This window comes from Telluria aromaticivorans, from assembly GCF_013003915.1.
GTDB classification, from domain to species: domain Bacteria; phylum Pseudomonadota; class Gammaproteobacteria; order Burkholderiales; family Burkholderiaceae_D; genus Telluria; species Telluria aromaticivorans.
Window position 1 is genome coordinate 709,332 of the sequence record NZ_JABAIV010000001.1, and the last position, 12,574, is coordinate 721,905.

The window sequence follows — 12,574 nt, forward strand, 5'->3', positions numbered from 1 at the left end:
ATTGCCGATTGGACTAGGTGACTCGTCTGTATGGCGCGCTGCCCTGCCCTGCTGACTGTGTCACGGATAAAAAACTGCCCGCGCAAGGGCGGGCAGAAAACTTAGAAGGTAGAAACTGTCGCGGCCAAGCCAGCCGCACAGGACTTAATGCTTGCGGCGGCGCATTACGCCGGCGGCTGCCAACAGTCCCATACCGGCCAGGGCCAAAGAGGACGGCTCAGGGACGTTGACAGGCGGCCGGTCCAGGGCCAGCAGCGTCACCGTGACCTGGGCATCGCGAAAGCCGGCAGTATTATTCGCGGTCGACGCTCTGGAGAAAGCCAGGCTGCCTAAATCAATCCGATACTGGCCGGTTGTCCCGAAGGACACGAGCTGAGAGGTCCAGTCGATCGTCAGGTCGGTAGCCGCGTCCTGAACACTGCCGATGGTAGCCATGCCGTTAGTCGTGAAAACCTTGTTGCCGCTGTCGGGGGAAGCAAAGATCAGCGTTGCCATGATGTTCAAAAAGTCCGTTTCGGCCGTCCTGATGCCTTGGGATCCGTTCGTCTCCCAGAAATCGATGGAGCCCATGCTAAAGGTTTTGAACTCTCCGACGGTGTTGAGGTCGAAGTTTTGGGCGGCAAAGGACGCGTTTGAGAAGCGCACATCGAGCAGGGTCGAGTTGGCATTTTCTGTCGGATTCCCGGAGTTGTTACGGTCGATACCGTAACCGGTGCCGGGCGTGAATGAAGCACCGGTGATCGAGAACGGTACGGCCAGAGCGCTACCTGAGGCAAAGACGGCGGTGGCGAGTGCAGACACCAATAGCGCTTTCAGACTAATCGAATTCATGAACGACTCCCTAGTAGTTGTGATGGTGAGGCAATGTCCACTTAGCATAAAGCGTGCCAAACCAAGGAAATATCAAGGAATCAAACACATACGGAACATAGCGACTGTGCGATGACTAACTTTGTCACATTGATCGACATATGCAAAAGGTAGAGAAAAGGTGGCGGCCTCGAGATATGCGGTTTACATTGTTTCCGCACGGCGCGAATTGCCTGGTACGAGCGCGCCAAGCAAACGGAACAGGACGATTAATGTAGCTGCCGGTAAATCTCTTCCGCCAGCGTGCTCGAAATGCCTTCCACCGACATCAAATCCTCCACGCTGGCGTCGACGACCCCGCGCAGGCCGCCAAAGCGGGCCAGCAGGCGCTGGCGGCGCTTGGCGCCAATGCCCTCGATCTCTTCCAGGCGCGAGGCTTGCCTGGCCTTGGCGCGCTTGGCGCGCATGCCGGTGATGGCGAAGCGGTGGGCCTCGTCGCGGATCATGGCCACCAGCATCAGCGCCGCCGATTCCTTGCCCAGCTCCTGGGGCGGGCGGCTGTCGGCGAAGATCAGGGTTTCCAGGCCGACCCGGCGCGCCTCCCCTTTCGCCACGCCGACGATCATGCCGATGTCGAGCCCGAGCTCGACGAAGACCTGGCGCGCCATTTCGACCTGGCCCTTGCCGCCGTCGACCAGCACGATGTCGGGCATGACGCCCTCCCCGTTCGCCACCTTCTCGTAGCGGCGCGTGAGCACCTGGCGCATCGCGGCGTAATCGTCGCCGGGGGTGATGCCGTTGATGTTGAAGCGGCGGTATTCGCCGTTCTGCATCTGGTGGTGGTGGAACACCACGCACGAGGCCTGGGTCGCCTCGCCGCCGGTGTGGCTGATGTCGAAGCATTCGATGCGCAGCGTGTCGAGGTCTTCGCTGTCCAGTTGCAGCGCATCGGCCAGCGCGCGGGTGCGCGCCTGCTGCGAGCCCTGCTCGGACAGCAGCCGCGCCAATGCCAGCTCGGCGCCCTTGCCCGCCATCTCCAGCCATTGGCGGCGCTGGCCCTGCGGCTGGAAGATCAGGTTGATGCGGTGGCCGCACTGCTCGGAGAGCGCCATGATCAGCTCGGGCTGGTCGAACTCGATGTTCAGGATCAGCGTGTTCGGGATGAACTGGCCCGAATAATGCTGGGCCAGGAAGGCGCACAGCACCTCGACGTCGAGCGGGCACTCACCCAGCGATTCGCCCACGTGCGCGGGGAAATAGGCGCGGTCACCCAGGTGTCGCCCGCCGCGCACCATGGCCAGGTTGACGCAGGCACGGCCGCCCTGCACCACCACCGCGATGACGTCGACGTCGGCGTCGCCCACGGTTTCCATGCTCTGCGCGTGCAGCACCTTGGACAGGGCCTGGATCTGGTTGCGGATTGCCGCGGCCTGCTCGAATTTCAGGTCCATCGCATAGGCCAGCATCTTCTGCTCGAGGTCGGCAAGCACTTCGGTCTGGCGCCCGCGCAGGAAGCGCGCCGCGTTTTCCACGTCGAGCAGGTACTGTTCGGGCGCGACCAGGTCGACGCAGGGCGCGCTGCAGCGGCCGATCTGGTGCAGCAGGCAGGGACGCGTGCGGTTGGCATACACGCTGTCCTCGCAGGTGCGCAGCATGAACACCTTCTGCAGCAGCTGCATCGATTCCTTTGCGGCCCAGGCGGAAGGAAAAGGGCCGAAATACTGGTTCTTCTTGTCCAGCGTGCCGCGGTAATAGCCCATGCGTGGCGCTTCGCCGCCCGAGATCTTGATGTAGGGGTAGCTTTTATCGTCGCGGAACAGGATGTTGTAGCGCGGCTTGAGCGACTTGATCAGGTTGTTTTCCAGGATCAGCGCTTCGGCCTCGCTGCTGGTCACCGTGGTTTCCAGGTTGGCGATCTGACCCACCATCATGGCGATGCGCGCACTCGACTGCGTCTTCTGGAAATAGCTCGACACGCGCTTCTTGAGGTTGCGCGCCTTGCCGACATAGAGCACGTTCTGGTTGGCGTCCAGGTAGCGGTAGACGCCGGGCAGGTCGGGCAGCTTGGACACGGTGTCGAGCACCCGCTCGCGGGCCGAGGCGGTGGGCTGGACGGGATCCGCGGCGTCTTCCTTCAATGTCGCTTTCAATTCTTCTTTCATGGCCTGCCAACTGTCCGGCCGCGCGCGGGGTACCGGCACAGCCTTGTTCGTCTTGCTGGTGGATCGGGCGCGCGCCGGCTTGCGCGGCGCGATGGGCATCGCCGCCCCTCCGGCGGCCACGTAGCCTGCCGGCGCATGCATTCCCGACTCCACCAGGATGTCATCCTGCGCCGCCGACTCGCCTGGCGCGGGTACTTGAACTTCCTTGCCCACTTCTGCTTCGCTTATTCTTTACGTTGCCAGGTCCTGGGTCACGATCACGAAGGCGACGCCGTAATCGGCCTCATCGCTGAGTGTCACCTGGGCGCTGAGGCCATAGTCTTGCATGAATTGTTCAAGCGCCCCGCTGCAGACGATAACGGGCTTGCCGCCCGGTCCGTTCAGGACCTGGGCCGAACGCCAGGTCATGGGCATGCGCATGCCCAGCCCGATCGCTTTCGAGAACGCTTCCTTGGCCGAAAAACGGGTCGCCAGGAAGCGCAGGCCGCGCGTCGCGTTCCTGGCGCTGCGCGCGTGGTATTTTTCCAGCTCCTGCGGGCCGAGGATCTTTTCGGCGAAGCGCGGGCCGCTGCGTGCGAGGGCCGCCTCGACACGCGAGATCTGGACGATGTCGGTGCCGATGCCGTAGATCATTCCAACTCCCTTAACGCGCGTACGACACGCCGAGGCGGGCCGCGACCATGATCGCCTTCATCTCGCGCACCGCATTTTCCCAGCCTGCGAACAGCGCATGGGCGACGATGGCGTGGCCGATGTTCAGTTCGTGGATATCGGCGATCGCCGCGATCGGCTGCACGTTGGTGTAATGCAGGCCGTGGCCGGCATTCACGCGCAGGCCGCGCGAGGCGCCTGCATGCACCCCAAGCTTGATGCGCTCGATCTCGCGCAAGGCCTCATCGCCCTCCGCCTCGGCATAGCGCCCGGTGTGCAGCTCGATCACGGTGGCGCCCACCGCGGCGGCAGCTTCGATCTGGCGTTCGTCGGCGTCGATGAACAGCGACACCCGGATGCCTTCTGCCTTCAGCTGCCTGGTCGCCGCTTCGACTTCCTTGAAGTAGCGGATCACGTCCAGGCCGCCCTCGGTGGTGACTTCCTCGCGCCGCTCCGGCACCAGGCAGACGTCCTGCGGCCTGACCTGGCAGGCAAAGTCAATCATCTCGCGCGTAACGGCCGCTTCCAGGTTCATGCGAGTGGCCAGCAATGGACGCAGGGCCAGCACGTCGGCATCCCGGATGTGGCGGCGGTCCTCGCGCAGGTGCAGCGTGATCAGGTCGGCCCCGGCCTGCTCGGCCAGCATTGCTGCGCGTAGCGGGTCCGGATACGCAGTGCCGCGCGCATTGCGCACGGTGGCGATGTGGTCGATGTTGACGCCCAGGTCGATGACCGGGCCGGCGGGTTGCAGGAAGCTCATGTCTGGTTTTTCGTTAGTTCATAACTGCATCAGGTCGATCAGGATCTGGCGCGTGTTGAGCGGCGCGCCGCCCAGGTGGTGCGCCAGCAGGAAACGCATCAGCTGCTTGCTCTGCGCCTGGGTGGCCGGGTCGGCGTAATCCTCGCGCTCCATGTCGAGCAGGGTCTTGCCCGTCACCACCGGCCAGACGTCGCTCACCACCGCTGCGCGCGCACCACGCTCCGGGTCGACCACATAGTCGCAGCCGGGGTCCACGGCTGCCCGCGTCGTTGTGCAGCGACCCAGGTCGGCAGCAACGCCTGTTTCCTTAAGTAAGGCCCTTTCGAACTTTCGCAAGACGATGGGTACAGGTTCTCCGTGCGCGAGCTGGTTCAGGGTCGAGACGTAATGGTCGAACAGGGCCGGATGCTTGTCGTCGCGTGCAATGAGCTTGACCAGCAATTCGTTCAGGTAGAAGCCGCACAGCAGCGGCGTTTTTTCCAGCGGCAGCATGCCGCCCACCCATTCCGCATCGATCAGGGTGCGCAATTCAAGCTTGCCGCTGAACGAGATAGACAAAGGCTGGAAGGTCTGCAGCACTCCGCGCAGCTTCGACAGCGGGCGCTTGGCGCCCTTGGCGACGAGGCCCACGCGGCCGTAGTCGCGCGTGAACATGTCCACGATCAGGCTGGTTTCCTTGTAGGGATAGCTGTGCAGGACGAAACCGGGCTGGCCGGTCACGCGGGTCTCGCGCAGCAGGGGGCGGCTGCGCCTGGCTGCTGCCGGGGCGGCCGGCTGCACCGTGTTGGCTGCGTCCGGCGTATCGATGGCGTCGTTGTGGCTGGGCATGCGTGGGGGTCGGTCCTCCGGCGCCTGTGGTCTTACTCGTAGCCGTAGGCGCGCAGGCCAGCTTCGTTGTCGGCCCAGCCGGATTTGACCTTGACCCAGATTTCCAGGTACACGGGGCCGCCGAACAGCTTTTCCATGTCCAGGCGCGACTGGGACGAAATCTCTTTCAGGCGGGCGCCCTTGTTACCGATGATCATCGACTTGTGCGTATCGCGCTCGACCAGGATCGCGCAGAAGATGCGGCGCAGGTTGCCTTCTTGCAGGAACTGCTCGACGATCACCGTGCTGGTGTAGGGCAGCTCGTCGCCCAGCAGGCGGAACACCTTCTCGCGCACGATCTCGGTGGCGAGGAATTTCTCGCTGCGGTCGGTGATGTCGTCCGGCCCGAAGATCGGTGCGTTTTCCGGCAGGTGGCGCTTGATCTCGTTTTCCAGGGCATCGACCTGGAAACGCATCTTGGCCGACACCGGCACGATGGCCGTGAATTCGCGCAGCGCGGACACCTTCTGGGCGAACGGCATCAGGACTGCCTTGTCCTTGATGCGGTCCGACTTGTTAATGACCAGCACCACCGGGACATCCGTCGGCAGCAGGTCCAGCACTTGCTGGTCGGCCGGTCCGAAGGTGCCCGCCTCGACCAGGAACAGGATCACGTCCGACGACGTGAGCGTGTTCGACACGGTCTTGTTCAGCGTCTTGTTGAGCGCGTTCGCATGGCGAGTCTGGAAGCCCGGCGTGTCGACATAGATGAACTGGGCGTCGTCGCGGGTCTGGATGCCGGTGATGCGGTGGCGCGTGGTCTGGGCCTTGCGCGAGGTGATCGACACCTTGGCGCCGATCAGCACGTTCATCAGTGTCGACTTGCCGACGTTCGGGCGGCCGACGATGGCGATATAGCCGCAGCGGAAATGTTCTGGGGTCGCGCCGGTGCTGCTGTCGCTGCCGTCGATGTTACTGCTGTCGGGGTTGATGCTATCGGTGTTCATGCTGATTTACTTCCTGGTTGTTCCGGCGGCGCAGGGGCGTCCGTCTGGATGGTGGCGATGCCGGCCAGCTTGAGCTGGGCGGCACGCGGCTTGGCCTTGCGGGCGGCTGGCGACTTGACCAGCGCGGCCTGCGCGCCCTCGAGCGCCAGGCGGGCGGCGGCCTGCTCTCCCGCGCGGCGGCTGCCGCCGCGGCCGAATACCTGCACGTTCAGTTTCGGCACCAGGCATTCGACCTCGAATTCCTGGCTGTGCGCGGCGCCATGGGTGGCCACCACGTTATAGGTCGGCAGCGCAATGCGCTTGGCTTGCAGAAATTCCTGCAGCAGGGTCTTGGCGTCCTTGCCCAGGGTGCTCGGGTCGACCGTGTCGAGCAGCGGGATATAAAAGGCGCGGATCGCATCGCGCGCTGCATCGAAACCGCTGTCGAGAAAAATCGCACCCAGCAGGGCTTCGAGGGTATCGGCCAGGATTGAAGGACGGCGGAAGCCTCCCGATTTCAGCTCGCCCTCCCCCAGCCGCAGGAACTGCGACAACTCGAGCTTCTGGGCGATCTCGAACAGCGACTGCTGCTTGACGAGGTTGGCGCGCAGGCGCGACAAATCGCCTTCGTCGAGGTTAGTGAAGCGTTCGTACAGGATCGAGGCCACCACGCAGTTCAGGATCGAGTCGCCCAGGAATTCGAGGCGCTCGTTATGCAGCGCGCTATGGCTACGGTGGGTCAGGGCCTGCTGGAGCAGGCCCATGTCCCGGAACGTGTAACCCAAGCGTGTTTGCAATAACTGGAGGTTCATTGTGCTGTCGTGTGGTCGTCGGGCGCCATGCGCCGTCCTGTCTGCCGGTTGCTGTTGATGGATACTGACTAGCTTACTGGGCCGCTGGCCGGGCGTCGCCCGCCCCGGTGTCGCTCGGGTCGGTGCTGCCGGCATAGTCGATGACCAGGCTGACATTGCCCATCAGCGGCACGCGTTTCTCGTAGGCAAAGCTGATCTGCGGCTCGCCGCCGTCGCGGGTAATGACCAGGTCGCGGCCGCGGATCGCGCTCACGTCGTTGATGCCGGCGCTCTTGTCGAAGGCTACCTGCATTTCGCGCGGCGTGCCGCCAGCTTCCTTGGCGCGGACGATGGCATCCTTGACCGCGTTGTATTCCATATAGGCCGGAATCAGCTTGAAGGCGAACACCACGGCCACGCCGAGTACCGCCAGCACGAAAATCAGGCCGGTCAGCGAGACGCCGGCCTCGCGCCGGGCGGCCCGGTGGTAAATGGATTGCTGTTGACGCATGGTGGTTCTCCTCGGTTACTGGATGCCGCCAATCCGTTTCGGATTGCCGAAGTTCATCCAGACGACGATCGCCTTGCCAACAATGTTCTTGTCCGGTACGAAGCCCCAGTAGCGGCTGTCGGCACTGTTGTCGCGGTTATCGCCCATCATGAAATAGTTTCCTTCCGGTACGATACAGGTAAATTTATCGTAGGAATAGTCACACGCTTCACGATGCGGGAAGTTCTCGACCGTACCGAGGTCGAACACGCGCTTGCCGTCGGTATTCAGGATCTGGTGCGCCCTGGTCGCCCCGTCGACGGCGAGGGTCTCGGTGAACTGCTTGTGGTAGACCGGATGCTGGTCGTCGAGGTAGTCGTCCATCGGGGTGTAGGCAACCGGCTTGCCGTTCACGGACAGGCGCTTGTTCTCGTAGCTGATGGTATCACCCGGCACGCCGATAACGCGCTTGATGTAATCCTGGCTCATGTCCTTCGGATATTTGAACACCATCACGTCGCCACGCTGCGGGTCGCCGATGTCGAACACCTTCTTGTTAATGATCGGCAGGCGGATGCCATAGGCGTACTTGTTCACAAGGATGAAGTCGCCCACCAGCAGGGTCGGCACCATCGACGACGACGGGATCTTGAACGGCTCCCACAGGAAGGAGCGCAGCACGAAGACCATCGCGATGATCGGGAAGAAACTGCCCGAGTATTCGATCCAGGTCGGCTGGCGCAGGTGCGACGCCTCGATCTCGGCGCGCTTGCCGGTGCTGTCGACCTTGATGCCTTCGGCGGTCAGCTTGTTGGTGCGCGCGTCGAACTCGGCCAGCGCCGCGTCGGCGGCGCGGCGGCGCTGCTTGGCGAACACGAACACATCCAGGCACCAGATGATGCCCGTGATAATCATCAAGACGAACAGGATCAGGGCAAACTTGCCCAGGATGGGTTGCAGGTCCATTTATTTGTCTTCCACCTGGAGAATGGCCAGGAAGGCTTCTTGTGGAATTTCCACGGAACCGACCTGCTTCATGCGTTTCTTACCGGCTTTTTGTTTTTCCAGCAGCTTCTTCTTGCGCGAGATGTCGCCGCCATAGCACTTGGCCAACACGTTCTTGCGCAGCGCCTTGACGTTTTCGCGCGAGATGATGGTCGCGCCGATCGCGGCCTGGATCGCCACGTCGAACATCTGGCGCGGGATCAGTTCGCGCATCTTGGCGGCGACCTGGCGGCCGCGGTAAGGTGCATTCGCACGGTGCACGATGATCGCCAGCGCATCGACCTTCTCGCTGTTGATCAGCATGTCGACCTTGACGACGTCGGCGGCGCGGTATTCCTTGAACTCGTAATCCATCGAGGCATAGCCGCGCGAGGTGGATTTGAGGCGGTCGAAGAAGTCGAGCACGATTTCCGCCATCGGGATTTCGTAGTGCAGCTTGACCTGGCGGCCGTGGTAGGCCATGTCCATCTGCACGCCGCGCTTGCCGTTACACAGCGTCATCACCGAGCCGACATACTCTTGTGGCATGTACAGGTTGACGTTGACGATCGGCTCGCGCACTTCGTTGATCTTGGACGGTTCCGGCATCTTCGACGGATTGTCGACCCGCAGGATCGAGCCATCGCGCATCTCGACCTCGTACACGACGGTCGGCGCGGTGGTGATCAGGTCCATGTCGAACTCGCGCTCGAGGCGTTCCTGCACGATTTCCATGTGCAGCAGGCCCAGGAAGCCGCAGCGGAAACCGAAGCCCAGCGCCTGCGAGACTTCCGGCTCGTACATCAGGGCGGCGTCGTTCAGCTTCAGCTTTTCGAGCGAGTCGCGCAGCGCGTCGTACTGGTTGGCTTCGACCGGGAACAGGCCGGCGAACACCTGCGGCTGGACTTCCTTGAAGCCCGGCAGCGGCGCTGGCGCCGGCTTGTTCACCAGGGTCACGGTATCGCCCACCTTGGCCGCGGTCAGTTCCTTGATGCCGGCGATGATGAAGCCCACCTGCCCTGCGGACAGTTCCTGCAGCGGGACCGAGCGCGGGGTAAACACGCCGACGCTCTCGACCAGGTTCTGGGAACCGGTCGCCATCAGCAGGATCTTGTCTTTCGGGCGCAGGGTGCCGTTCATCACGCGCACCAGCATCACGACGCCGACATACGGGTCGTACCAGGAGTCAACGATCAGGGCCTGCAGCGGCGCTTCCTTGTCGCCTTTCGGCGGCGGCACCCGTGCGATCAGGGTTTCCAGCACGTCTTCCACGCCCAGGCCGGTCTTGGCCGAGCACACGGTGGCGTCGGCCGCATCGATGCCGATGACGTCTTCGATTTCCTTCTTGGCGTTGTCCGGGTCCGCGTGCGGCAGGTCGATCTTGTTCAGGATCGGCACCACTTCCACGCCCAGGTCCAGCGCGGTGTAGCAGTTGGCCACGGTCTGGGCTTCCACGCCCTGGCTCGCGTCGACCACCAGCAGCGCGCCTTCGCAGGCCGACAGCGAACGCGAGACTTCATAGGAGAAGTCGACGTGGCCCGGGGTGTCGATCAGGTTCAGGTTATACACCTGGCCGTCGCGCGCCTTGTACTGCAGCGCCGCGGTCTGGGCCTTGATGGTGATGCCGCGCTCGCGCTCGAGGTCCATCGAATCGAGCACCTGTGCGTCCATTTCGCGATCCGACAGCCCGCCGCACAGCTGGATGATGCGGTCGGCCAGGGTCGATTTGCCGTGGTCGATGTGGGCGATGATGGAGAAATTACGTATGTTGTTCATTAACAAAGCTCAAAACCAAAAAGGCCGCGGACAGTGCGGCGAGGCCACAATACAGCGCAATACGCGGCGCAAAACTCGGCACGGTGCGTGGCGCAATACGACGGATCAAATGCGAAAAGCGCTCCGTGGGGAGCATGCCGGTCCCCGGCCGAAGCGCTTCATCAAGCGGAAGAAAGTGGTATGCAAGGGGCAGACGCTTTTCCGACCCCGGTATTTTACCGGATTCCAGAGCGGAAAGCCCAGTTTAGGGCTTGGACGGGGGCAGAAAGCCGGATTTGCGCGGTGCCTGTGCGGATTTGCGGGTATTTGCCGGCCCGTGCCCGCGCCGGCGGCGCAATCCGGGCCAAGCGGGCTCAGGCGGCTGCCGCGCAGGCGTCGGCCCAGGCACGCGCCGCAGGCGCGTCCAGGAAGTAATGGCAAAGCTCCGGCCGGGCCAGGTCGCCGAACAACACCGGCACCAATTCGTCGAAGCGTTCCACCAGGGCCGGATCGGCATCGACGTCGATCACCTCGATGTCGAAGCGTTCGCCCGGTCCCTGCAGTGCCAGCAGCGCCCCGTGCATGTCCTCGCACAGGTGGCAATAGCTGCGCGAATACAGGGTGAAGGGAACCGCCCGCATCATGCGCGGGGCTTCACGACGACGTACTGCGACACGTTCTCACGGCGCACCAAGAGGGCCACGGGTTTTTTTGGGTCGAGCTTGGCGACCAGGCCATTAAACTGCGCCGCGCTGGTGACCGGGGTGTTGCCGACCTGGGAAATCACGTCGCCGACGCGGATGCCGGCCGTGGCCGCGGCGCCGTCGGCATTCTCGACCAGCACGCCGGCATCGACACCGAGCTCGCCGCGCTGGGCCGGGGTGATGTCGCCCACCACCAGGCCGAGCGCGTTGGCCACGCCCGCCGGCGCCGGCTTCTTCGGCACGGGACGGGTGGCGGCGGTCTTGTCGTCCTGCAGTTCGACGATGGTCACCGGCACATCGAGCTGGGTGCCTCGGCGCCAGACAGTGACGTTGGCGCGGCTGCCCACTTTGCTCGCACCGACCACGCGCGGCAGGTCGCGGGTGGTGTCGATCGCCTGGCCGTTAAATTTCAGGATGATGTCGCCGACCTTGATGCCGCCCTTCTCCGCCGGGCCGCCGGCTTCGACCATCGACACCTCCGCCCCGCGCGCCTTGCCCAGGCCGAGCGACTCGGCCACGTCGCGCGTGACCTCGCTGATCTGCACGCCCAGGCGGCCGCGCGTGACTTTGCCGGAGGTCTTGAGCTGGTCGGCCACGCGCATGACTTCGTCGATCGGCACCGCGAACGAGATGCCGTTGTAGGCGCCGGAGAGCGTGGCGATCTGCGAGTTGATGCCGATGACTTCGCCGCGCATGTTGATCAAGGGGCCGCCCGAATTGCCGGGATTGACCGCGACGTCGCTCTGGATCAGCGGCAGGTATTCGCCGGTATCGCGCGACTTGGCCGAGATGATGCCGGCAGTGACTGTGTTGTCGAGGTTGAACGGCGAGCCGATCGCCACCACCCATTCACCGACCCGGATCTTGCTGGAGTCGCCGGTGCGCAAATACGGCAGGTTGGTGGCGGTGAGCTTGAGCAGCGCCACGTCGGAGCGGCGGTCGGCGCCGAGCACCTTGGCCTTGAATTCGCGGCGGTCGGTCAGCGTGACCGTGACCTCGTCGGCGCCCTCGACCACGTGGGCATTGGTCAGCACGAAGCCTTCGCTGGAGATGATGAAGCCCGAGCCAACGCCGCGCGTGACCTGCTGCTCCTCTGTCCCGCCCGGCGCCTGCGGGCCGCCGCGGCGCCCGCGCGGGATCTGGCCGCCGAAGAAGCGGCGCAGGAATTCCTGCATCTCTTCTTCGCCCGGCACGCCCTGGTTGCGCTGCACACGCTCGGTGGTGCGGATGTTCACGACGGCGGGGCCGACCTTGTCGATCAGGTCGGAGAAATCGGGCAGGCCGGTGACGACCGGCGCCTGGACCGGCGCGGCGGCCATGGCCGGGGAAATTGAGAAGGCGCTGGCGCCGGACAGCAGCAGGCCTGACAGGATCAGGCTGGCAGTTTTACTGGTCATGGGATCGGATGAGAAAGGCTGAGATTGACTTTATGGTAAGCCAAAACAGGCGCTTTGTCGCGGGGTGCGCGGGCGTGCGGCGGGTCAAGATCGGGGGGCATCGGGTGAGCGGCCGCATCGGCACCGCGTTCAACCGGGATGAGCGACGTGCCGATGTGAGCACGGCGTGGCGATGGCGGGTGGGGTACGTAGGGTGGTCGGCTCCGCCGACCGCGCGTTCAACCGGAATGGGCGTCGCCGCAATGCAGGCGTGATGTGAACGCGCGGGCGGGAGGAC

Annotated in this window: 12 protein-coding genes; all 12 read right to left on the bottom strand. The window is 63.8% G+C overall.

Features of this window, described 5'->3' with window-relative positions; genetic code table 11:
• Positions 1-144: 144 nt before the first annotated feature.
• Entirely contained in the window at positions 145-831 is a 687-nt protein-coding gene (locus HGB41_RS03225; protein WP_171081006.1) for a PEP-CTERM sorting domain-containing protein, read from the bottom strand.
• Between the two features lie 248 nt (positions 832-1,079).
• Positions 1,080-3,185 (bottom strand): excinuclease ABC subunit UvrC, encoded by a 2,106-nt coding sequence (gene uvrC / locus HGB41_RS03230; RefSeq protein ID WP_371868430.1) that lies wholly within the window; start codon positions 3,183-3,185, stop codon positions 1,080-1,082.
• A gap of 18 nt (positions 3,186-3,203) precedes the next feature.
• Positions 3,204-3,605 carry a holo-ACP synthase gene (gene acpS / locus HGB41_RS03235; RefSeq protein WP_171081008.1) on the bottom strand — a complete coding sequence of 134 codons (402 nt, stop codon included), beginning with the start codon at positions 3,603-3,605 and terminating at the stop codon, positions 3,204-3,206.
• Between the two features lie 10 nt (positions 3,606-3,615).
• The gene (gene pdxJ, locus HGB41_RS03240; protein ID WP_171081010.1) at positions 3,616-4,383 is read right to left on the bottom strand and encodes a pyridoxine 5'-phosphate synthase; all 768 of its coding nucleotides are present in this window, start codon (positions 4,381-4,383) and stop codon (positions 3,616-3,618) included.
• Between the two features lie 18 nt (positions 4,384-4,401).
• Positions 4,402-5,211 (bottom strand): DNA repair protein RecO, encoded by an 810-nt coding sequence (gene recO, locus HGB41_RS03245; protein WP_171081012.1) that lies wholly within the window; start codon positions 5,209-5,211, stop codon positions 4,402-4,404.
• Between the two features lie 32 nt (positions 5,212-5,243).
• A complete protein-coding gene (gene era / locus HGB41_RS03250; RefSeq protein ID WP_212760804.1) occupies positions 5,244-6,197 on the bottom strand; it encodes a GTPase Era in 954 nt (317 codons plus the stop codon).
• Entirely contained in the window at positions 6,194-6,961 is a 768-nt protein-coding gene (rnc, locus tag HGB41_RS03255; protein WP_229422698.1) for a ribonuclease III, read from the bottom strand. Before rnc ends, era begins: the two co-directional genes overlap by 4 nt.
• A gap of 100 nt (positions 6,962-7,061) precedes the next feature.
• Positions 7,062-7,478 (bottom strand): DUF4845 domain-containing protein, encoded by a 417-nt coding sequence (locus tag HGB41_RS03260; RefSeq protein ID WP_171081015.1) that lies wholly within the window; start codon positions 7,476-7,478, stop codon positions 7,062-7,064.
• A gap of 15 nt (positions 7,479-7,493) precedes the next feature.
• Positions 7,494-8,423 carry a signal peptidase I gene (gene lepB / locus HGB41_RS03265; RefSeq protein WP_171081017.1) on the bottom strand — a complete coding sequence of 310 codons (930 nt, stop codon included), beginning with the start codon at positions 8,421-8,423 and terminating at the stop codon, positions 7,494-7,496.
• Positions 8,424-10,217 carry a translation elongation factor 4 gene (gene lepA, locus HGB41_RS03270; protein ID WP_171081019.1) on the bottom strand — a complete coding sequence of 598 codons (1,794 nt, stop codon included), beginning with the start codon at positions 10,215-10,217 and terminating at the stop codon, positions 8,424-8,426.
• Between the two features lie 353 nt (positions 10,218-10,570).
• Positions 10,571-10,837, bottom strand: a complete 267-nt coding sequence (locus HGB41_RS03275; protein ID WP_171081941.1) for a glutaredoxin family protein — start codon at positions 10,835-10,837, stop codon at positions 10,571-10,573.
• Complete coding sequence (locus HGB41_RS03280) at positions 10,837-12,297, bottom strand: DegQ family serine endoprotease (RefSeq protein WP_171081021.1); 1,461 nt, start codon at positions 12,295-12,297, stop codon at positions 10,837-10,839. Before HGB41_RS03280 ends, HGB41_RS03275 begins: the two co-directional genes overlap by 1 nt.
• Between the last annotated feature and the right edge of the window lie 277 nt (positions 12,298-12,574).

Bases quoted from the DNA above. Each gene is read 5' to 3' on its own strand.
- HGB41_RS03225 (WP_171081006.1), bottom strand. From the start codon at position 831: ATGAATTCGATTAGTCTGAAAGCGCTATTGGTGTCTGCACTCGCCACC.
- acpS (WP_171081008.1), bottom strand. From the start codon at position 3,605: ATGATCTACGGCATCGGCACCGACATCGTCCAGATCTCGCGTGTCGAG.
- pdxJ (WP_171081010.1), bottom strand. From the start codon at position 4,383: ATGAGCTTCCTGCAACCCGCCGGCCCGGTCATCGACCTGGGCGTCAAC.
- recO (WP_171081012.1), bottom strand. From the start codon at position 5,211: ATGCCCAGCCACAACGACGCCATCGATACGCCGGACGCAGCCAACACG.
- era (WP_212760804.1), bottom strand. From the start codon at position 6,197: ATGAACACCGATAGCATCAACCCCGACAGCAGTAACATCGACGGCAGC.
- HGB41_RS03260 (WP_171081015.1), bottom strand. From the start codon at position 7,478: ATGCGTCAACAGCAATCCATTTACCACCGGGCCGCCCGGCGCGAGGCC.
- lepB (WP_171081017.1), bottom strand. From the start codon at position 8,423: ATGGACCTGCAACCCATCCTGGGCAAGTTTGCCCTGATCCTGTTCGTC.
- lepA (WP_171081019.1), bottom strand. From the start codon at position 10,217: ATGAACAACATACGTAATTTCTCCATCATCGCCCACATCGACCACGGC.
- HGB41_RS03275 (WP_171081941.1), bottom strand. From the start codon at position 10,837: ATGCGGGCGGTTCCCTTCACCCTGTATTCGCGCAGCTATTGCCACCTG.
- HGB41_RS03280 (WP_171081021.1), bottom strand. From the start codon at position 12,297: ATGACCAGTAAAACTGCCAGCCTGATCCTGTCAGGCCTGCTGCTGTCC.